The sequence below is a fragment of the Bdellovibrio sp. BIS2 genome, assembly GCF_055398295.1.
The window spans coordinates 2,429,220-2,448,308 of sequence record NZ_AP035879.1; the positions used below are offsets into that span (position 1 = coordinate 2,429,220).

Genomic DNA, 19,089 nt, shown 5'->3' on the forward strand with positions numbered 1-19,089 from the left:
AGTGTTTACCTCTTTGCATGTTGAAGAAAGAACCCTCTTCAAAAAATTAGACATCAATCTGATCATCGTGATCCTGGCCCTGAATGTGATCGGCCTGATCAATCTTTGGAGTGCGACCCACGGCCCGACCACTCAGGACGTGGCATCCCTGTTCATTTCCCAGATCATGTGGTTGATCGTGGGCTGGACGGTTTTTTTGGTTGTGACCATTGTTGATTATTCCATCGTCACCAGAATTGCCCTGATTGCTTATGTCCTGAATCTGGGCGCGATTTTGTATGTGACCTTCTTCGGTAAGGTCGCCTTGGGGGCGCAGCGCTGGATTGATTTGGGTTTCTTCCGTTATCAGCCTTCTGAAACCATGAAACTGGCGTTAATCATGCTGATGGCCAAGATCCTTTCCACTCGCAGCACCCACGGCTCAGGCATGGGCCTGAAGGAACTGGCGTTGCCTTTGACAGCCCTTCTGATTCCGTTTGGTCTGGTTGTTGAGCAGCCGGACTTGGGAACCGCGATGATGCTGGCCGCGATCGGCGGATCCATGCTGATCTTTGCAAAAATCCGCAAAACCATTCTGGCAACGATCATCGCCCTGGGAATCATCGCGATTCCGATCGCCTGGAAATTCGTTTTGCATGATTATCAGAAAAACCGCGTTTTGACGTTCCTGTCCCCGACCAGTGACCCGCGCGGCACCGGTTACAACAGCATCCAGTCAAAAATCGCCGTGGGTTCCGGCCGCTTCTTCGGAAAAGGCTTTATGAAGGGCACCCAGTCCCAACTGGAGTTCCTGCCGGAACGTCACACGGACTTTATTTATTCTGTTCTTAGCGAAGAACACGGGTTCGTGGGCTCCATCGCAGTGGTGGGTTTGTTCTGCTTCCTGTTCATCACCGGAATACGTATCGCTTCGAACGCCCGCGACAAATTCGGAGCGTTGTTAACCGTGGGAGTCCTTTGTTACATCTTCTGGCACATGTTTGTGAACATCGGAATGGTGATTGGACTGCTGCCGATCGTAGGGGTTCCTTTACCACTGCTGTCCTACGGTGGTTCCAGCATGCTGACCACCATGGCAGGCTTGGGATTGGTTTCCAGCGTCGCCTACCGCAGATATCTGTTCTAGAAATTCCAAAATCAAAGAAACAAAAAAGCTCTGAAGCACCCCTTCAGAGCTTTTTTTTATTTTGATGATTCCCCTGAATCCGGGCACAGCCCGGCCCTGTCTCTCAGTGACTGTCTCATTCTCAGAATTTATCCCAGATCGACTAACCACTAATCAGACAGTGTTCATACTTTGATTGACACCCCCCTTTGCCAGACTCAATTGATTCCGTTTAAAAGGTGCTTCAAAGCAAGACCTGAAAGATTCCGCACACCTGGCCACTCGGCATGGCCCTTGAACTATACCTCTGTAACAGGAGGACGCGGATATGAAAACGAAACATCTCAAAATCGGAATCGCCTTTGTCACCGCATCGCTCACGTCGGTTCTATTTAACAACTTCTCTTTCACCCAGTGGCAGCGCCCTGAGGTGCCAGCGATGGAAAGCGTGAACGAAGCTTCACGTGTTTCTCACGCGAAAGAACTGCTGGGTGGCGGCTATAAAGGCAGTGACGCCCAGAAAATCGAAGGCCAAAAGGCTTTGAACGAAGCCATTCTTTCCAAAGTGCAAACTCACCTGCCGGCAAAGTTCAAAGGCCAGGCACGCGCCATTGCCCGCACGGTGATTTCTGAAAGCGCCAAATACGGTATGGATCCGGTGTTTGTTCTTGCGGTGATCAAGACGGAATCCAAATTCAATCCCCTGGTTGTCGGCCGTCACGGCGAAATTGGTCTGATGCAAATCAAACCCGACACGGCGGAATGGATCGCGAAAAAATTTGACCTGCCTTTCAACGGTAAAAAGACTTTGCAAAGCCCGTCTGCGAACATCAAGATCGGCATGGCTTACATGAACTATCTGCGTGCGAAGTTCGACAAGAAGGCGATGAAGTATGTCAGTGCCTATAACATGGGTCCAACAAATGTGCGCCGTCTGCTGGCTAAAAACGTGAAACCGGCAGAGTACAACTCACGAGTAATGAAGAACTACAGCGTTCTTTATTCCAACATCAATTCCAAGAATCCACACACCGTGGCTGCTCTGTAAGACAATCCTGTTCCCGCTCGCAAATTCGAACAGCGAGCGCCTCACCAGGGGTTCAATCCATAGGCTGCTAAGGTTGCCAAAGATTGTCCCCTTTTTTGCGTTTCTGACAGCCCACCGGCTTCTACCACTATTTAATGGTTTCTCGCATTGGAACACTTATCGCAAGGTTTCCTCCCATCAGGAGAAAACCATATGAAAAAGAGTCTGACGGCCCTGGTGGCCCTGTTCCTATTAAGCAGTATTGGCCAAGCAGCCCCTTATTACACTGGCATTGGCTGTAACGAGGAAGGCACGTCCTGCATCGCTGGAAAGCCCTCTAAACGCGTTTTGCAGTGGTCCCGCAAAGGCACTGTTGATGAGTTGGGTTCCCGTTGTGAGAAGTTCTTCGATAATCTGGAACAGCGCCAGCGTGTGATCGGCTCCCAGCGCGCGATTGACCTTAAATACAAAAACTTCACCTTCAGTTGGGTTGCCGGCGATCTGGATCAGAATGGTCACGCCAAAATCAGATGCTCTATCGAGCTTCACTCTGAAATCGCGGATGTGAAAATCGTGGGCGAAAAAGTAAAGAGCCTCTACTGGGTTTGTGAAAACGAAAACAGCGGTGGCATCTGCAAAAACTACGAATCCGACTGCGAAGCTCTTCGTCAGCAGACACTGAAGGACCCGACAGTTCTGGATGCGACAATCTATCGTGGCGCTTCCCTGATGCAGGGTAATATCTGTGACGTGGTTGCCGCTCGCTTCAAATAGTTCTGATTTCTCTCTTCTCTAATAAAAAAAGCCGGAGTGTTCCTCCGGCTTTTTTGTTTTCTGCGCGCTTTAAGCGGCGTTGCGCCCCCGCGCCCGGGATATCTCGCGGCATTCGTTCAGCATCTGTTCATAATAGCTCAAGGTCTGCCGCAGGTTCTGCATCACCACCACCTGATCATCGGGTGGCAACGAGGCGATCTTGCTCAGAGCCTCTTCCGTATGCCCCACGTCCTCTTCAGCATGCACGCGGATGAAATGTGCGGCTTTCGGTCCCCAGGCCTTTTCAATGCGTTTATTCATGTAATCACCAAAGTGCGCCGCCAGCGCCTCCAGCCCCAGAATGTAACCAAAGAAAGCCATCGGCGAATGATGTTCGATATAATAGTACTGGGTCTGATAAAGGGCGCAGGTGCCTGGCATCTCCGGCCACTCTTCCATTTTGCTTCCCAGAGTTTTCAGATCATTCACCAGCAGCTTGTCGTGCCCTTTTTCCTCTGCACAGTGAGCCAGGAAGCGATTATGAAACTCGGGCGCTCCAAATGGTGTGCGCGCACCAGCCATCGCCAGCAGCCGCGTGGTGTGACGGGCAAAATAGAATGTCTGCGACACCCAGGCAGAATAGGCATTTTTGTCCTCCCACGGAAAAGCTTCGATCTGCTTTTTGGAGGAACTCAGAAGGGTCATCAGTTCATCGTTAACGTTCTTATTGTTAGGCATGTGTCTCTCTTTTCAGGTTTAATAAAACCATTAAGCTGCAATTTTAAGATTGTTTCTGCGAACTTCACGCAGACAGGTCACGTGGGATCTTTTATCGGCCCACAGGCTTTCCACCAGGTCATTGGACTTCGGATCCGGAAGAGGCACAACCTCCCCTTTTGCCGTCATCAGGATTTCACACTCATAGTTCATCTTCATCACACTGCCAAAATAGGCGGTTCCGCTTTTTTCCGCTTTGCGCCGGACGTGCAGATCCTTGCGGGCTGTGCCCACCCAGCAGTCCCATGGCGAAGCTTCCATCACCTTGCTTCCCAGCGCGATGATGATTTCGGCCCAGTTCACCTCGGCATTGCGCGAACGGTATTCGGGAATCACTGTCAGGTACTCCATGCTCATCAAAGTATTGATGCCACGGCTTTTGAATTTGTCGATAATCGCCTGATCAAAGGCTTTCATATAATGGTGGTCACGAAGGGCGTCCGAGCGCAGATCAAAGGCGCTGTACAAATGGAAACCGAAAACTTTTCCGTTGTCAGTCAGGCAGACAACAATGTCATTGCGATGAAAATCATCCGGATTCAAAGGTTCGCCGACTTTACCCAGCACCTCTGAATAGACCCGCCTCCATACTTCATAGACGTCGTTGCTTAATTTTACTGTTTCGGGATTCAACTCGCGTGGATTGAAAAGGTGATACTGAAACTTACCCATACACTCTCCTTCCGGCAGAGTGTTTCGGATGTTCCAGTTGTGAACTTGATAGTGTTTACTAATTTAAGACGTTTGATTCTGAGAACCTGTGACTTGTGTGCTGTGTTTCTCAAAAAATCACATTGCAAAAAAATCAGTTGCGGATCATTTCAACTTTCTCAAGAACGATCACACAGTCCGGGCGCTTGTTGCGGTAAACCGGAGCCATTCTGCGAATTTCGCAGTTCATCGTCAAACGCTCTGCCGAACGGGCTTCGCGCAGTTGATGAACAGGAACATCCGGAACAAATGTGCCATCCACTTCACCATTGAACACCAGATTGCAGGCATCGATGATTTTCTGGGTGACGGCTTCTTCTCTTTCAAACAAAGACCACCACTCATAGGTGTTCAGTTCTTCAAGAGTGTAAGAGCAGCAGTCAAAGAAATTGAAATTGCGGAACAACTGAACGTGTTCTTTGGAATAGATCTCGATGATATCCTCGTTCTGAATATGACTGAACAGATCAGAACTTGGCACCAGTCCCAGACGACGGAATGCCTTCCAGGTGAAAGAAAGACTGTCGTTGATTTTGTAGCCTTCAGCCAACTGGGAATGACACAGCTCCTGATAGAAGCGCACTTTTTCAACGGCGTCTCTTTTCTTATCCAGAGGCAAACGGGAAAAATACGGAAGACCTGGAACATACGGGCGCACGGTTTTACCTTCAGCTTTCAGCATCAGGGAAATATCCATGGTGATCGTCTTGAACTCTTCGTTCAGAACTTCGTGTTCACTGTCTTTAACGTAAATTTCTGGGTACATGATATCCTCGGTCGGCCCAACAAACATTGTTTGGGATCCTGTGAAGTATCATAGTGAAACGCCGGACTCTTGTCCAATTCAAACAAAAAAAGGCCCCCATTGGGAGCCTTCTTTACCTACTTCTAATAATTCTAAACAGGGACGCGATTAAACGTTTTTGTTCAGGAATTCAAGAATAGCGTCTTTCGGGTGGTTGCCAACCAATTGGCCCACTTCGCTGCCGCCTTTGAACAACAACATCGCAGGGATACCGCGGATGCCGTATTTGCCAGGAACGCTTGGATTCTCGTCCACGTTCACTTTTACGATTTTCACTTTCGCACCCAACTCCTGTGCAACTTCTTCAAGCTTAGGAGCCAAAGCACGGCAAGGTCCACACCACTCGGCCCAGAAATCTACCAGTACTGGAGTCGAAGAGTTTAGAACTTCTGCATCGAAAGACGTGTCTGTAACTGCTTTAGTAAATGTGCCCATGAATGGCCTCCGTAATATCTACACTCAATGTGATCACGGAAACCTTATCGTCAAGCCCGGTGAGGATCAATTACTTTTTAAAGAGGGCTTTGGTGAACTCTTGGCGCAACTTATCGAGTTCGTTGATGTTTTGACTATCCCAGTCAGCTTCCAGGGCTTTTTGGCGTCGACGCGCCTCAACCCGAGTCACGGTGCTATTCGGAGAGACCTTCACATCTTCCACAAGCTTCGCATACTTAGCCATCTTTTCTTGAAGTGCTTTATCAGCGTTTTTCAAGTTCTCTTGAGCGCGTGCAATCAACTGGGCCTGCTCGTCTTCTTCATTCCCCAGGCCTGTCCCCGGCAGTGGAACTTCGACTTTTTCAACCTCTGGCGCCCCGCCACCCAAAAGCTCTCGTTCAAACGCCTTCAGATCGACATCCGGAAAATCCGATGCCGCCTCCGCTGCCGCACCGCGCTCAGCATCTGCTGCCGCCATCCGATCACCAAAGCGGAAGGTTGGCTTTTCCCTTTGCTCTTCATCAGTTACAAGCTGGCCTTCAGAGTTTTCATCAATTCTTTCCGTGCGCAAAGACGGATCGCTGTTGGCTTCAACTTCTTCCGTGGAGCCCTTGATAAAGATCGCTTCTTCTTCCGGAGAAAACTTTCCGCCCCCCGCCACCGTGGTCCCGGACTTTTGCGGGCTTTCCACGTGCATGGCTTTGTTCAGGCGCTCCAGCAGCACGGCCTCATCATGCCCGAGCATGCGACCGATCACTTGCACCAGGCGCACCGGCGCCACCGGAGACTCCAGCACCATGTCGACGCGGATCTTAATCAGATCCTGAGGATTGGGCTTAAAGTTTGCCGGGAAAATAAGCACGGATTTTCCCTGCCAGCGGGTCATCTCTTTCAGACGTTTCCCCACGCCCAGCGAGCTGACTTTACCGCCCTTCCCCGCACCGACAACAAGATCCGGATTGAATGCCAGCATCTGCTCAGCCACAGCGTATTCGCTGGACAGACCGATGACATCAAAGCCCACCTTTTTCAAAGTGCCTTCAACAGACATCAAGTCAGCATAATCCTCGTAAACCAAAAGAATCTTGTTCATAGTTCTATTGTCAGATAAGCAGAGTCATGGGTCAATAAGGCTTCTTCTGGACAATGGGCGCGATGACCTTGGGCCCAAGGCGCTCTAGAATAGGTTCAACACACGGAGCCCCCGGCGACTGACACTGAGACCCAGGGGCGACCAAAACGGAGACCAGATTTGAGTATTTTTAACGGAAAAAAAGCCGCGCAGTACATTTTCTTTGAGATGCTCCCGAGTTTTATTTTGGGATTGCTGGTGTTCGTCTCCATTATTTTGATGTTCCAGGTTCTGCGTTTGACCGAATTTGCCCTGGTCCATGGCGTGGCCATGAAAACCATCGCTGAAATCATTGGTTACGTCATTATCTCCATGCTGCCGATTCTGTTCCCGATGGCTTTGCTGTTCTCGGTTCTATTGACCTATGGACGTCTCAGCCAGGATTCTGAGATCGTGGCCATGAAAGCCTCGGGCCTGCCAATGGGCACTTTGCTGCTGCCCGCCCTGGTTCTGGCCACTTTGGTGGGTGTTATTTCCGCGCAGATGTCCTTCAACATCGCGCCCTGGGGCAATCGTCAGTTCGAGGTTCTTTATTCCCGTCTGGCCAACACCAAGGCCGCTGCCATCATCAAGGAAGGCACCTTTGCCGAAGGCTTCTTTGACATGGTCATTTACGCCAACGAGGTCAACACCGACAAGGGTCTGCTGAAAAAAGTTTTTATCTATGACGAGAAAAACGGTGACGTGCCTTTGACCATCATTGCCAAGGCCGGCGAAATTGTTCCGGATCCCACACGTCCGGGACATGAGATTTTGCTGCAACTGAATCAGGGTGAAATCCACCGTCAGGCAAAAACCCATACCAAAATCAGCTTTGACACCTATGATGTGCGCTTCTCGGAACCACAGAACATCGAAGAAAAAGCCAAGTCACCACCCTCTTTGACTTTGGAAGAAGTCCGCAACCGTCTGAAAGAGGACATCAAAGACAAAGAAGTCCGTCGCACTCTGCAAAGCGAGTATCACAAACGCTGGGCCATCTCAGTACTTTGTATCGTCTTTGCGATGATCGGCGTGGGCTTGGGAACAACCACCAACCGCCGTGCCGCCAAAGCCGGAGGCATGATTCTTTGTATTGGGATCATCATCTTCTATTGGATTTTGTACGTGGCTGCAGAAGGTGCGGCACGCAGTGGTGCTTTACCAGCGGCGCTTGCGATCTGGACACCGAACGTTCTTTTTGCTGCTTTGGGTGTGGAAACTTTAAGAAGAAACTGGAACTAAGATCGGGCTTGAAAAATAGAGCGATGCAGTAGCATCCTTACTACCACGGTCGTCCCTGACCACATCGCCCCTCCCTTACTTCAAATGGTAGGGGCAATACCAAGAGCTTGCAAAAGGTTTTTTTAGATCATTTCATTTTTTTCCCAAGCATTTTGGTCACTTAGCAGCCCCACTACAGGTAGTGTTGCGACTCAACTGCCTCACCTACCCCTGCTGGTGATATTTGTTCACCAGCATTTTCCGAATGGAAAAACATGAGCAAGTCTTGGGCATCGCGAACCGCCTGCCCACCGTCCATTAACAAATCCAGAGCGCCTTGAAAGTGCGGATCCAAAGGATGACCTGGAACCACCCAAACCGGTCGTCCGATCTGCGCGGCCTGATGGGCGGTGATCAGCGTTCCACTGCGACGACGGGCTTCCACCAGCAGACTGGCCCGCCCCAACGCGGCGATCAGGCGGTTGCGATGATGGAAGAGATGTTTGTGCATTTTTTGCTGATGATCATATTCACTTAAGAAACAACCACCCTGCTCAATCACAAGCCCCATCCACTCTTTCAAGTTGGCGGGATAAACTTCACCCAAACCGGATGGCAGCACCACCACCGTCGGGCAGAACTTGCGCAAAGCCACACTGTGGGCCTTTTGATCGACACCGCGGGCACCGCCGCTGATGATGCAAGGCCTTTCCTGCTCGCAAAAAGCTCCCAGCTCTTTTTCCATCCACAACAGGGAATCCGCCGCCGGCTCCCGACTGCCCACCACCGACAGGGTTTTGGCATTCAACCACGCGGGCGAACCACGATAGCTCAGGGTCAGCGGCGGATCCGCCATCTGATAGCACAGTTCCGGGTACAACACTTCGCCATAGACGACAAAGTTCACCCCCTGCATTTTCAGTTGCAGACTTTCCTCGCAGTGTTTTTTGAACAGCTCATGGTTTTTCACCAGGGCGTCGGCCAGATCCGGAAGCCGGGGGCGAAGTTCGGCCAGCACCTGATCGACCGCAAGCCTTCCGGCACGGGCCAGCTCAAGATAAAGGGCGTGAATCCCGTCGCGCTCAAGGGCGTACAGCGGGTGACTTTTTAAAATTTGCGAAATGGAATAAAGATCGTTCATAAGAAAAAAGGCCCTGCAATTTGCAGAGCCTTTTTGAAAGGGTCTTAAAAATCAAGATCGGAATCATCCAGTCCGCCATCCGGCGACGGAGCTTCTGCCGGAGTGCTCGGTGCATCTTCAAATTCCTTTTCAAAATCCTCATCCACCTTGGCCGGAGCTTCAACCACCGGAGCTTCACGCATGGCCTGAACCACCGGCTTGCCGACATAGTCGCCCACCAGGATGTTGTCGGAAGCTTTGATCACGTATGCGGTGGCAAAGTTTGGCGACACACGCACGATCTTCACCGAACCCACCACGCGGTCATTCATCACCGCTTCGTTTTTCTTGTTGCGCACACGCTCATCCGCAAACACCGACAGCGTCTGACCTTCCTGCAGCCCTGAAGCAGAACCACCATCCAGGAACACCAGAGTGCTGTTGCCAAAGATGTTGCGCTTCTTATCGAACTGCCCGCCCATGATTTTTGCCCCCACGCCGGACACCAGGCCCGACGGCGTTGGATCAATCATCGGCAGCTTTCCTGGCGTCAGGATCGCGCCCACGTCCACCGGCTGAATGGCTTTTTTCACAATCGCGCGGTAGATATTCTGCTGGTCGTTCACTTTTTCCAGAACTTCGATTTCACCCTGCAGCTCGACCATTTGCCCCTGACGGTCTTTCACCAAAGGGTCTTTCACCATAGTCAGGTTTTTCTGGGCCACAAAGTCTTTGCCGCCATTACTGTCCAAGCGCACATAGATGTACTGGAACTCACCAGCCGTCTTCATGTCCATTTCAGTAGCCGTCACACGACCAACCCCCTGAACCGGAGCGTCCGCCAGATAGTATTCCAGATACTCAGGAGCAATAGGGAACTGGTTTTTCGGCAGCTCAATCTGAAGTTCCACCTTCGGGTCATTCATCGCGCCCATGCGATAGGATGGCAGACTGTTGGGAAGATTCTTCAGCAGCGGAGCACGTTTTTTTCCACGCGGCAACACCACGGCATCACCCTTGGCTCCCGCTTCCGGCTTCACGTCCGTCACCACAGTGCCATCCGCTTTGCCCGCAGTATCAGCCGCCGCCAGATCCAGAGTCGGCGCTTCATCCGCCGTTCCAGGGAAGAACTGAATATTCATCTTCGGATCAATTTCGTGCGGATTCAAAACCGCGCCGTTGTTCAAAGACCAAATTTTCGGCCAGAAATTTGGATCACCGAAGAACGTTGTGGAGATCCCCCACAGCGTGTCGCCTTTCTGCACCTGATAGATTTCCGCCTCGCGATTGCCGACGGCTTTTTCCCACAGCTCTACGGAAGTGGGTTGTTCATTGTAGTTTTTGTAGATGCGATGGAATTCCGCCTCACGCGCGTAATCGGGTTCAGACCCCACGGCGCCAGTGCCCGGTGCCGGACTGAAGGTTTCCACTGTCTGGGTTTCCGGGGCCGGTGCGGATGGAGCGACGTCCTCTGTTGTTGGTTCAGGGCTTGCCACCTCCGGAGCCGGAGGTGCCGGGACATCTGCACCAGGCTCGTCAATTTCCTTAAACTCAGGCACGCTCGGCTCAACCACTTCCTGCTGCTGGCTTTCCAGCACGTCAAGTGGATCCGACTCCCAGGTCGCATCCGGTGGGTTGTCTTGCGCCTGCGCCAGCATTGCCGTCAGGATCAGGGCCATCATTACGGAGAACTTCTTGTTCATCACTCTTTGCATCCTTGCCGTGATTTTTTATTTCAGAATTTTCAACTCAGCATCTGCACGGAAAGATTCCGGGCTGCCCGGGTAACGGGAGCGGACATCCAGCAGGGCTTTGCGAGAAAACTCAGGCAGATTCATTTTTTTATAGGTCATGGCTTTTGCAAATTTGGCTGCAGCGACTTTGTTGCTGCGCGGATATTGCTTTTCGATTTGCGCAAAGTACTTGATCGCTTCTGCGTAATTGCCGTTATCCACAGCCATACGACCCGCTACGAACAAGGCATTGTCGGCGTAAGGGCTTTGTGGATAGCGCGACAGAAGGCTTTGCAGGCGGCTCTTAAAGGCGATTTCATCATTGTTCTGATAGGCGCTTACCATTTCAGCATAAAGACCGATGTCACTTTCTTTCGAAAGGTCTTTCCCCGTCAGTTCGACAAGCAAAGCTTCCTGGCTCAGGTCGCGCGAAGAGCTCTTTGCATTGGTGGTGGCTGGTTTGGCGAACGAGGCCAAAGGCAGGCTTAAAAGGACCGTTGCTGCTAATAGTCTAAGTTGCTTCATCTATCGACACCTCTTGATCTTTTACTAGTATGACACGCCTTGAGAAGTGCAAACAAGCAGGAGTTATCCACATAAAATGTTGAGTTATTGTAATGCTAGACCTTAGACCTATTTATTTTCAAGGCTTTCAGCGATTTGCACGGATCTTAAGCAGCAGTTAAATATATAATATTGTTAGCTTTAATAGTATTAATGCCCTGTAATTATGCTCTCGAATTTCAGATCTTAAAATCCGTCCCTCGAAGACGCGCGGACCCAATAACAGACTATTTTAGAAATCCACTGCGTTATGAAAATTGCTAAGTGCTTAGAACCATGATCATTCTTCTAAGCCTTGCCCTTTGCTTAAGCATTGCCGCTCCCGATGTTTTGCTGACAAACACAACACATCTGTCACAGAAATTTCAGGAAAAGTGTGTTCACTTTCTGCCAAAGAATTCACTAGAACAGCAGTCCTTAGCATCACTTCTTTGTGGTGAAAAAATCACAGACGCAGAATTGCAAAAAAATCTGCAGCGCACATCACTGATTCACATCTTTGTTATTTCGGGATCTCACCTGATTTTGCTTGATGAACTCTTAAGCATTCTGCGAATTCCACTCTTTGTAAGAATCCTGTTCCTGGGCTTTTATTCACTGATCGTGGGCTGGCAACCACCCGCAGTGCGGGCACTTTTAGCTCTGATCACCCGCCACAGTCTGAAGCATTTTCGCCTGCACCTGCCGCCCGATCTGGGGGTGCTGGCAGCGGGTCTAATCACCCTCTCGCTTTTTCCGACGTGGTGGGATTCCCTGTCCCTGCTGATGAGCTGGTGCGCCGCCTTGGCGCTGTGCTGGGGAAGTTTACTGCGGGTGAAGCCACCCCTGCCCCGCCTGCTGCTTTCCCAAGTCGGCATCTTTGTCTTTATGAGCGCACCGCTGTGGGGCTTGGGCAGCCTGCATCCGCTCAGTCTGATTTACAATTTGCTGCTGGCGCCGGTGGTCAGCTATATCCTGCTGCCGCTGGCATTTCTGGTGACACTCGTGCCGTCCGGAGTCTTTGTTTTTGACACGGTGATGGACTTCTTCCGCCAGACTTTGACGTTCCTGTCCGAGCCTATCGTGCTGCACAAAACCCGCCCCCCGTCGGTGGCGGCACTGTGGTGGTGGATCGTGTTTTGGCAAGTTGTGATGCACTTTCTGCGCTTGCACCTGTGGCAGGGCCGGGATTCCCGATGAGTCTTTTTTTCTTTTTATTGATTCTTTTCAGTGCCTCGCCCGTGAAACATGCTTTGAGCGGACACTATTATGTCGTCTGGAATGTCGGTCAGGGCCAATGGGTCAGCGAGGTTTCGGCTTTACGCTGCCGCCACTTTGACATGGGTGGTGAATTCTTTCCGTGGAAGCGCATTCACTTTGCCTGTGCCGGCAAAGAAAATCAGGTGTTTTTGTCTCACTGGGATTGGGATCATATCGGGGCTTTATCAAAGACATTTCAACTGAAACAGCTTCAGGGCCTGTGTCTGGCTTTGCCGCCTTTGGGGAAGTCCTCGCGCTACAAGGAAAAGCTGATACGCACTCTGCCCTTGTGTTTGCAAAAGGATCTGCCGGTGTGGACTCCGGCGCTGAATAAAGACAGCAATGCCGAAAGCCACATTCTGCGTTCGGGGCCAGTACTGTTACCCGGAGATTCCCCAAAATCCCAAGAACGACTGTGGAGGACGCGCAAGTTGTTCACCTCTGCTGAAGTGTTGGTGTTGGGCCACCATGGCAGCAAGACCAGCACCTCCGAAGAGCTCTTGGAGGCCCTGCCAAAGTTACAGTTCAGTATCGCCTCGGCCCGCTGGCCCCGCTATCGTCATCCCCACCCGACAGTGGTGGCAAGACTGCAGCAAAAAAAGATCCCCCTGCTCAAAACTGAAGACTGGGGGAATCTTTGGCTGGAACAACGTACGGCGAAGTGATTCCGTCTGTTAATGACCCGAGCGTTCGTCGCCGATCTTTTTGCAGATGACGCCGCACTTATTATAAACGTTCTTTACGCGGTCCCAGCAGTATTTGTTAATCGCCTCAGTGCCCCGCGGACAGGAAATGCGGAAATTATCAACGATGGGATCGACCACGTACTCGCCTTGAATCTCGCGGACTGAAGAAACCTCCACCGGGTCTTCGGCGAAGGCAGACAGGCTGATTGCGACGACAAAAAGTAAAATCCATTTGATCATTGTTCATCCTCCATGGGGTTGGTGCCCGATGAAGAATTTTAGAAATGCTTTTGGCGGATTCACCACGGGAAAATGCCCGGGCTGCCACAATGCACGGATTCCGCGCACTTTCCGGGAAATAAAAAAAACCCGCATCCTTGCGAGATGCGGGTTTTAAAATTTCAGAAATTTTAAACCTTAGATTTTGTAAGGTTTGTATTCCATGTGAAGGTCGCGCGCTACCGGCTCGTAAACAACGTGGCCACCGTATACGTTCAGACCTTTCAACAATGCAGGGGATTTAGCAACTGCATCTTCCACGCCCATCGCTGCGATCATGGAACCGTAGCGCAGAGTCACGTTCGTCAATGCGTAAGTGGATGTTCTAGGAACAACGCCTGGCATGTTTGGAACGCAATAGTGGATCACACCGTCAACTTCGTAAGTTGGGTTGGTGTGGGAAGTCGGACGGCAAGTCTCGATACAACCACCCTGGTCCACCGCAACGTCCACAACAACAGAGCCTTTAGCCATGCTGGAGATCATTTCTTTGGAAACCAAAGTCGGAGCTTTGTGACCAGTGATCAGAACGCCACCAACCACCAGGTCAGATTCTCTGACAGAGTCTTCGATGTTTTTCGCGTTAGAGAACAAAGTCATGCAACGGCCCTGGAAGATATCATCAAGATATTCCAAACGTGCTGTGTTCACATCAAGGATCGTTACGGAAGCGCCCAAACCGACAGCCATTTTCGCTGCGTTGGTACCAACCACACCACCACCGATGATGGTGACTTTAGCTGGTTTAACACCCGTTACGCCACCCATCAGGATGCCTTTTCCACCGTGGTCTTTTTGCAGGTAGAAAGCACCGATCTGAGTCGCCATACGACCGGCAACTTCAGACATTGGAGTCAACAATGGCAAAGAGCCGTTGTCCAACTGGATGGTTTCGTAAGCAATCGCTTTTACTTTACGTTCACAAAGAACTTTCGTCAGCTTCGCTTCGGCAGCCAAGTGAAGGTAAGTGTAAAGGATCTGATTTTCTCTCATCAGTTCGTATTCGTCTGGAAGAGGTTCTTTAACTTTTTGGATCATGTCCGCTTTTGCGTACACTTCTTTTTTGGTGTCGATGATTTTCGCACCAGCTTTTTCGTACTGTTCGTTAGAGATACCAGAGCCAACGCCCGCATCTTTTTCAACGATCACAGTGTGGCCTTCGCTCACATACTGACGCACGCCCGCTTCGGTCAAACCAACGCGGTTCTCAGAAATCTTAATCTCCTTAGGAACACCGATAATCATGATTTACTCCTGTTATTCCGGTTTTGAAACTCCGCAACTATGCCAGATCGGTAATAAAAAGCAAGCGACCCCAAAAAAGGTGCCTGGTGATTTTTTACACCTACGACGCGTCATTGACGCAGTGTAGATGTAAAAAATCACCAGGCACCTTTTCGTCTTTTCGGTCGGGATTAGGATGGGGAATGGTTTAATTCGCTATAGAGCCAGCCGGGTTCGTTCAAGGTGCCTTTGGCTTGGATGCCGTCTTCGGGGTGGCCTTCTTCCAAAGGGCTGTAGATGGCGGCGTAACCGGTGTTTTCAGTGACGGTGGCGGTCCATGGGGCTTTCCCCAAAAGCTGGCTGACGACCACGAAGGCGTTGTTTTCCATGGCGCGGGCTCTTGCGCCCAGGTGCACGCGGTTGCAGTCGATTTGGTTTTCACTGCGGCTGGGGGCCAGAAGAATTTTGGCGCCCTCAGCAGCCATTGATGCGGCCGGGCCCGGGTATTCGACATCGGTGCTCATGCAAACGGCCATGTCACCCAGGCGGGTTTCAAACACATTGAAAGCGTTCCCGCCGCTGACGATTCCCCACAACTCTTCTTCAAGTTTGGTGACGTTCTTTTTGTCCTGCACCCCGACTCCACCACTGGGACCGACAAAATAACTGCGATTGACGAAGGTGTCCTGCTCGGTTTTGACCGGGATCGAAGGAGCCACGATCGCGCACTGGTATTTCTTGGCCAGCTCCTGATAGGTCTCCAGGAACTTGTCTTTTAGTTTGTCCAGCTCACGAACCTGGGCCTTGGGGTCCTGCTGAGTCGTTTCCTTCATCAAGGACACCAGTTCCATAGAACCATATTCAGGGAACACCAGCAGGGTTGCTTTGTTTTCAACCGCTTCCCGCACCCAGGATTCCACCGAGTGCTGCCAGCCCTCAAAGCTGGAATGCTTTTGCAACAGATACTGGGCGGCGGCGACACGGATCATGGGTCTACTCCTTAAAGGTGATTTCTATTCCTTCCCATAAAAGCCTGCGAAAAACACGCGAAATCCGTCGCCCCTTGCCGGCAGTTTTTAGACAACCCGGAAGTTTCTACTGTACAAAATCCTGACAGGGGCGGATTTCCCGGACATCGAGTATTCTCCCCGCTCGGAGAATAATATGAAATTAGCAGTACGTGTTTCCGCTATATTACTGTTGTCCCTGAGCGCCCACGCGCAAAGCAAAGATGCAGCCACCCAATGGCGCATCACCCAGCCTGCGTGGACGGAGTATCACGAAGAACAATTCGGCCAGTTCGTGGCCCGCCTCGGTGACGCCGTTGAAAAACGCCAGTGCGGCAAGGTCAACACTTGTATGCTCAGCACCGCCAATATGTATTATGGAACCGACCCGTCGGGTTTGAAATACTATTCTGATTGCGCGGATCTTCCTTATTATCTGCGTGGCTATTTCGCCTGGAAGAACGGTCTGCCGTTCTCTGTAACAGCAGAGGTTAAACCAAGTCCGCTGAACACCGACAAGGTAAAGGACGTTCGTTATTCTTCCCAAGGTAACATGGTCACCAAACGTTATGATGTCCTGACTAAAAACGGGATCTTCAAAAACACCTATCCAAATGCTTTGGAAATCCTGAATGACGTGGTTCCTGGCCTGACGTATTCAGCCACCTTGCGCATGTCCGGCAGCGAAGACGCGGAACTTTACACTGATTTCTATCCGGTGAAGATCGACCGTCAGGGCATCCGTCCGGGCACCGTGATCTATGATCCAAACGGCCACGTGGCTGTGGTGTATAAAGTCACTGATGACGGCCGTGTGTTCTATATCGATGCTCACCCGGACAATTCTTTGACGATGGGTATGTTCACTCCGAAGTTTGTGCGATCAAACCCGAATCAGGGTGCGGGCTTTAAGAAATTCCGTCCATTGACGTTGGTTGATGCGAAACAGGATTCCTCCGGTGCTTATGCGGGCGGCAAAATCGTGGCTGCAAACAATTACCAACTGCGTGATTACAGCCTGGAGCAGTTCTATGGAACTCAGCCGGACAATTCCGGCTGGAGCAAAGGCAAATTCCTGTTCCGCGGTCAGCAAGTCACTTATTACGATTATATCCGCCTAAGCCTGACTGAAGGTGAAGCACACATCGATCCATTGAAAGACATGGCGCAACTGACCGATGATATTTGCGTCAGTCTGAAAGACCGTGTGGCCGCTGTGGATGCTGCCAGAACTTCCGGTGTGGCGGCGAAACCTCACCCAGAACGTCTGCCGGTGAATATCTTCGGTACCGAAGGCGAGTGGGAAAACTATGCGACCCCATCCCGTGATGCCCGTTTGAAAGTGGCGTACATGGATCTGGTGACGTCAACCCGCGCGAACATTGAAAAGTACAAAAAACGTGATCCATCCATCCGCTACAATGGCGGCAACCTGGCTCAGGATCTGTTTAATATCTACGCGCAAAAAGCCCAGGCTTGTCAGTTCTCGTACACCACTACCAGTGGAAAAACTGTGATGATGAATCTGGAAGCTGCAAGACAAAGACTGTTTGCAATGAGCTTTGACCCGTATCACTGTATTGAGCTTCGCTGGGGCGCTCGTATCCCGGCAGAACTTGCATCCTGCCAGGACGACGCGAACAAACGTTCTTGGTATGAGCGTGAGCAATGGTTGCGTAACCAGTGGGAACGTCGTTATGACGCTCGCATGGACTACAGCTTGAATGAGCTGACAGGTCCAATCCAGGGCGTTGGTATCGCGAATCCGCCGGATGTAGACATCGTTGGTTACTTGAAGTCTCAGAGATAAGTATACTCCCGGGCGGGAGAGCGGGGCTGCACTGGTCTCGCCGGCCTCCTGCCTGCGACTTCGCGACACGCCGTCCGGGCTCTGCTGTGGCCCGCGCTGCGCGCGGGTGCGCGCCATCCGGGCGCCCACAGAGGTCGCTTTCGTCACTGGCATGAGTCCGTCGTGCCCACCGCATCCCCACTCCCCCGATGCGAATTACGAATCACCTTGTAGAATAAATAATTTCAAAGATGTAACTGCGGATTTACGTTTATCGATAGACGCTGTAAAACACTGTCATGATTTTGGCTTTTGTGACAGCACTTCAACTTCAATGCGGCATTCAACAAGCAGGCGAGCAATCGCTGAGCTACGGGACGGTGATTTATGTCACCGCTGAAAATTCAGCGCCACAACTAGCTTACTTTGAATTAACCGGCAACGACTTCACCAGCCATCCCTACTGCGAGTTCATTCAATCAAAAATGAACAGCGGCGAAAACTTCACGATCAAATTCGATAAATCCGGCAAAAAGATCCAAGGCCTCGAATAAAAAAGGGCTGGCGACTCCAACCCTTTTTCCCAAACGCGAGTTGCAAGCAAAGCGAGCAACAAGCAAGTCCCCCATCCCCCGCAAAACAGAAATCGGCTGGTTGCGCCCAGTCCGAGGCGGAAGGAGGAAGGCGTACTCCCCGTACGCCGACGACGCCCAACGAAGGAATGGGCGTGATCAGACGATTTCCCCCTTAGAAGGTACGAGAAGTAGAAGTCCCGCATCTGTTATAGCCACTGATCGTCAGCGACTTCGAAGCCCAATCAGATGGCCATGCTGGCGTGTTCAGGCAATCCACCGAAGTACCGCCAAAACTGCACTCCAAAGATCCCACACCGGCACCGTTATCAAAGACGATAAGAGCATCCGCAGCGGACTTGCTTGGATCATAGATGAATGTCGGCACATAGCTGCCGCGCGTGTCACAGATCTCGGTCGCCATGTCTGAGGAATAGTGAGAGCCGTAAGCCGAGGAATCCACCCGGATGCCCAGACCCGTCGTGTCGGCATAAGAGTAGTCAGAGATTTTCAGGATATACAGGCGCATATTCTTCGCCGACTTATAAGACGCCTTCACCGTCAGCGACACATAGATATAGCCGTTGATTTCAGTGAACAGACCATAATAAGAAGCCAGCGCATAATCATCCCCTGGCACCATCCAGATATAGTCAGCCGCACTTCCCATATAGGAAGGCTTTTGCAGTTTCAATGTCACTGCCTGACCAGGAACCAGAACCACCGGCGTACCCGAGTTTGGATAACTCAAAATCCCGGAACTGTCGGTGCTGTTGGAGTTGTTATTATCACTGGAGGCCGAGCCAGAAGAGCTCGGCGCACAGTTTTGGAAACTCAGGGTACAAACGACAAGGACAGCAAACACGATGGCACTGCCCCAGATTTTCTTTTGATTCTGCATACATTCCCCCACCAGAAGCACAGTATT

Annotated in this window: 20 protein-coding genes; 8 read left to right on the forward strand and 12 right to left on the reverse strand. The window is 51.2% G+C overall.

Annotated elements, in window-relative coordinates; genetic code table 11:
• Position 1 precedes the first annotated feature (1 nt).
• The 3 genes from rodA to ACZ520_RS11695 all read left to right on the forward strand — a co-directional run bounded on the left by rodA (position 2) and on the right by ACZ520_RS11695 (position 2,906).
• The gene (gene rodA / locus ACZ520_RS11685; RefSeq protein ID WP_464125651.1) at positions 2-1,126 is read left to right on the forward strand and encodes a rod shape-determining protein RodA; all 1,125 of its coding nucleotides are present in this window, start codon (positions 2-4) and stop codon (positions 1,124-1,126) included.
• Between the two features lie 307 nt (positions 1,127-1,433).
• Entirely contained in the window at positions 1,434-2,153 is a 720-nt protein-coding gene (locus ACZ520_RS11690; protein WP_088564875.1) for a lytic transglycosylase domain-containing protein, read from the forward strand.
• 192 nt (positions 2,154-2,345) lie between these two features.
• Positions 2,346-2,906, forward strand: coding sequence for a hypothetical protein (locus ACZ520_RS11695; protein ID WP_374030576.1), 561 nt, complete (start codon positions 2,346-2,348; stop codon positions 2,904-2,906).
• Positions 2,907-2,975: 69 nt separating this feature from the next.
• On the opposite strand, the gene ACZ520_RS11700 is transcribed toward ACZ520_RS11695, so the two are convergent.
• The 5 genes from ACZ520_RS11700 to ACZ520_RS11720 form a co-directional block, all read right to left on the reverse strand.
• Positions 2,976-3,623 carry an iron-containing redox enzyme family protein gene (locus ACZ520_RS11700; RefSeq protein ID WP_088564873.1) on the reverse strand — a complete coding sequence of 216 codons (648 nt, stop codon included), beginning with the start codon at positions 3,621-3,623 and terminating at the stop codon, positions 2,976-2,978.
• 30 nt (positions 3,624-3,653) lie between these two features.
• Entirely contained in the window at positions 3,654-4,334 is a 681-nt protein-coding gene (locus ACZ520_RS11705) for a hypothetical protein (RefSeq protein WP_232469240.1), read from the reverse strand.
• Between the two features lie 133 nt (positions 4,335-4,467).
• Positions 4,468-5,166: a hypothetical protein gene (locus tag ACZ520_RS11710; protein ID WP_464125654.1), complete on the reverse strand. Its 699-nt coding sequence runs from the start codon at positions 5,164-5,166 to the stop codon at positions 4,468-4,470.
• A gap of 120 nt (positions 5,167-5,286) precedes the next feature.
• Complete coding sequence (gene trxA, locus ACZ520_RS11715; RefSeq protein ID WP_011164878.1) at positions 5,287-5,613, reverse strand: thioredoxin; 327 nt, start codon at positions 5,611-5,613, stop codon at positions 5,287-5,289.
• A gap of 70 nt (positions 5,614-5,683) precedes the next feature.
• Positions 5,684-6,706, reverse strand: coding sequence for an ANTAR domain-containing protein (locus ACZ520_RS11720; protein ID WP_088564871.1), 1,023 nt, complete (start codon positions 6,704-6,706; stop codon positions 5,684-5,686).
• 159 nt (positions 6,707-6,865) lie between these two features.
• Here ACZ520_RS11720 and lptF point away from each other — a divergent pair, with 159 nt between their 5' ends.
• A complete protein-coding gene (lptF, locus tag ACZ520_RS11725; protein ID WP_088564870.1) occupies positions 6,866-7,969 on the forward strand; it encodes an LPS export ABC transporter permease LptF in 1,104 nt (367 codons plus the stop codon).
• A 172-nt stretch (positions 7,970-8,141) separates the two neighbouring features.
• Here lptF and ACZ520_RS11730 read toward each other — a convergent pair whose 3' ends face one another.
• The 3 genes from ACZ520_RS11730 to ACZ520_RS11740 are packed head-to-tail and all read right to left on the reverse strand — an operon-like array spanning position 8,142 to position 11,326.
• On the reverse strand, positions 8,142-9,089 hold the full coding sequence (locus tag ACZ520_RS11730) for a DNA-processing protein DprA (protein WP_464125657.1): 948 nt from the start codon (positions 9,087-9,089) through the stop codon (positions 8,142-8,144).
• A 44-nt stretch (positions 9,090-9,133) separates the two neighbouring features.
• A complete protein-coding gene (locus tag ACZ520_RS11735) occupies positions 9,134-10,771 on the reverse strand; it encodes a LysM peptidoglycan-binding domain-containing protein (protein WP_464125659.1) in 1,638 nt (545 codons plus the stop codon).
• 27 nt (positions 10,772-10,798) lie between these two features.
• Positions 10,799-11,326: a tetratricopeptide repeat protein gene (locus ACZ520_RS11740; protein WP_374030585.1), complete on the reverse strand. Its 528-nt coding sequence runs from the start codon at positions 11,324-11,326 to the stop codon at positions 10,799-10,801.
• Between the two features lie 303 nt (positions 11,327-11,629).
• Between ACZ520_RS11740 and ACZ520_RS11745 the strand changes: the two genes are divergently transcribed.
• A complete protein-coding gene (locus ACZ520_RS11745) occupies positions 11,630-12,544 on the forward strand; it encodes a ComEC/Rec2 family competence protein (protein WP_417868580.1) in 915 nt (304 codons plus the stop codon).
• Positions 12,541-13,269, forward strand: coding sequence for a ComEC/Rec2 family competence protein (locus tag ACZ520_RS11750; RefSeq protein ID WP_464125662.1), 729 nt, complete (start codon positions 12,541-12,543; stop codon positions 13,267-13,269). The genes ACZ520_RS11745 and ACZ520_RS11750 overlap by 4 nt, the downstream gene beginning before the upstream one ends.
• A 9-nt stretch (positions 13,270-13,278) precedes the next feature.
• On the opposite strand, the gene ACZ520_RS11755 is transcribed toward ACZ520_RS11750, so the two are convergent.
• The 3 genes from ACZ520_RS11755 to ACZ520_RS11765 all read right to left on the reverse strand — a co-directional run bounded on the left by ACZ520_RS11755 (position 13,279) and on the right by ACZ520_RS11765 (position 15,782).
• Positions 13,279-13,530, reverse strand: coding sequence for a hypothetical protein (locus ACZ520_RS11755; RefSeq protein ID WP_374030588.1), 252 nt, complete (start codon positions 13,528-13,530; stop codon positions 13,279-13,281).
• 177 nt (positions 13,531-13,707) lie between these two features.
• A complete protein-coding gene (gene ald, locus ACZ520_RS11760) occupies positions 13,708-14,814 on the reverse strand; it encodes an alanine dehydrogenase (protein WP_374033432.1) in 1,107 nt (368 codons plus the stop codon).
• A gap of 170 nt (positions 14,815-14,984) precedes the next feature.
• Positions 14,985-15,782 (reverse strand): nitrilase-related carbon-nitrogen hydrolase, encoded by a 798-nt coding sequence (locus ACZ520_RS11765; RefSeq protein WP_088564861.1) that lies wholly within the window; start codon positions 15,780-15,782, stop codon positions 14,985-14,987.
• A gap of 175 nt (positions 15,783-15,957) precedes the next feature.
• Here ACZ520_RS11765 and ACZ520_RS11770 point away from each other — a divergent pair, with 175 nt between their 5' ends.
• Both ACZ520_RS11770 and ACZ520_RS11775 read left to right on the forward strand, forming a co-directional pair.
• Positions 15,958-17,610, forward strand: coding sequence for a hypothetical protein (locus tag ACZ520_RS11770; protein ID WP_464125665.1), 1,653 nt, complete (start codon positions 15,958-15,960; stop codon positions 17,608-17,610).
• A 278-nt stretch (positions 17,611-17,888) separates the two neighbouring features.
• Positions 17,889-18,143 carry a hypothetical protein gene (locus ACZ520_RS11775; RefSeq protein ID WP_464125667.1) on the forward strand — a complete coding sequence of 85 codons (255 nt, stop codon included), beginning with the start codon at positions 17,889-17,891 and terminating at the stop codon, positions 18,141-18,143.
• 193 nt (positions 18,144-18,336) lie between these two features.
• Here ACZ520_RS11775 and ACZ520_RS11780 read toward each other — a convergent pair whose 3' ends face one another.
• Positions 18,337-19,062: a hypothetical protein gene (locus tag ACZ520_RS11780; RefSeq protein WP_464125669.1), complete on the reverse strand. Its 726-nt coding sequence runs from the start codon at positions 19,060-19,062 to the stop codon at positions 18,337-18,339.
• Positions 19,063-19,089: the final 27 nt, after the last annotated feature.

Coding starts and splice junctions, on each gene's coding strand:
- ACZ520_RS11690 (WP_088564875.1), top strand. CDS start 1,434: ATGAAAACGAAACATCTCAAAATCGGAATCGCCTTTGTCACCGCATCG.
- ACZ520_RS11695 (WP_374030576.1), top strand. CDS start 2,346: ATGAAAAAGAGTCTGACGGCCCTGGTGGCCCTGTTCCTATTAAGCAGT.
- ACZ520_RS11700 (WP_088564873.1), bottom strand. CDS start 3,623: ATGCCTAACAATAAGAACGTTAACGATGAACTGATGACCCTTCTGAGT.
- ACZ520_RS11705 (WP_232469240.1), bottom strand. CDS start 4,334: ATGGGTAAGTTTCAGTATCACCTTTTCAATCCACGCGAGTTGAATCCC.
- ACZ520_RS11710 (WP_464125654.1), bottom strand. CDS start 5,166: ATGTTTGTTGGGCCGACCGAGGATATCATGTACCCAGAAATTTACGTT.
- trxA (WP_011164878.1), bottom strand. CDS start 5,613: ATGGGCACATTTACTAAAGCAGTTACAGACACGTCTTTCGATGCAGAA.
- ACZ520_RS11720 (WP_088564871.1), bottom strand. CDS start 6,706: ATGAACAAGATTCTTTTGGTTTACGAGGATTATGCTGACTTGATGTCT.
- ACZ520_RS11730 (WP_464125657.1), bottom strand. CDS start 9,089: ATGAACGATCTTTATTCCATTTCGCAAATTTTAAAAAGTCACCCGCTG.
- ACZ520_RS11735 (WP_464125659.1), bottom strand. CDS start 10,771: ATGAACAAGAAGTTCTCCGTAATGATGGCCCTGATCCTGACGGCAATG.
- ACZ520_RS11740 (WP_374030585.1), bottom strand. CDS start 11,326: ATGAAGCAACTTAGACTATTAGCAGCAACGGTCCTTTTAAGCCTGCCT.
- ACZ520_RS11750 (WP_464125662.1), top strand. CDS start 12,541: ATGAGTCTTTTTTTCTTTTTATTGATTCTTTTCAGTGCCTCGCCCGTG.
- ACZ520_RS11755 (WP_374030588.1), bottom strand. CDS start 13,530: ATGATCAAATGGATTTTACTTTTTGTCGTCGCAATCAGCCTGTCTGCC.
- ald (WP_374033432.1), bottom strand. CDS start 14,814: ATGATTATCGGTGTTCCTAAGGAGATTAAGATTTCTGAGAACCGCGTT.
- ACZ520_RS11765 (WP_088564861.1), bottom strand. CDS start 15,782: ATGATCCGTGTCGCCGCCGCCCAGTATCTGTTGCAAAAGCATTCCAGC.
- ACZ520_RS11770 (WP_464125665.1), top strand. CDS start 15,958: ATGAAATTAGCAGTACGTGTTTCCGCTATATTACTGTTGTCCCTGAGC.
- ACZ520_RS11775 (WP_464125667.1), top strand. CDS start 17,889: ATGATTTTGGCTTTTGTGACAGCACTTCAACTTCAATGCGGCATTCAA.
- ACZ520_RS11780 (WP_464125669.1), bottom strand. CDS start 19,062: ATGCAGAATCAAAAGAAAATCTGGGGCAGTGCCATCGTGTTTGCTGTC.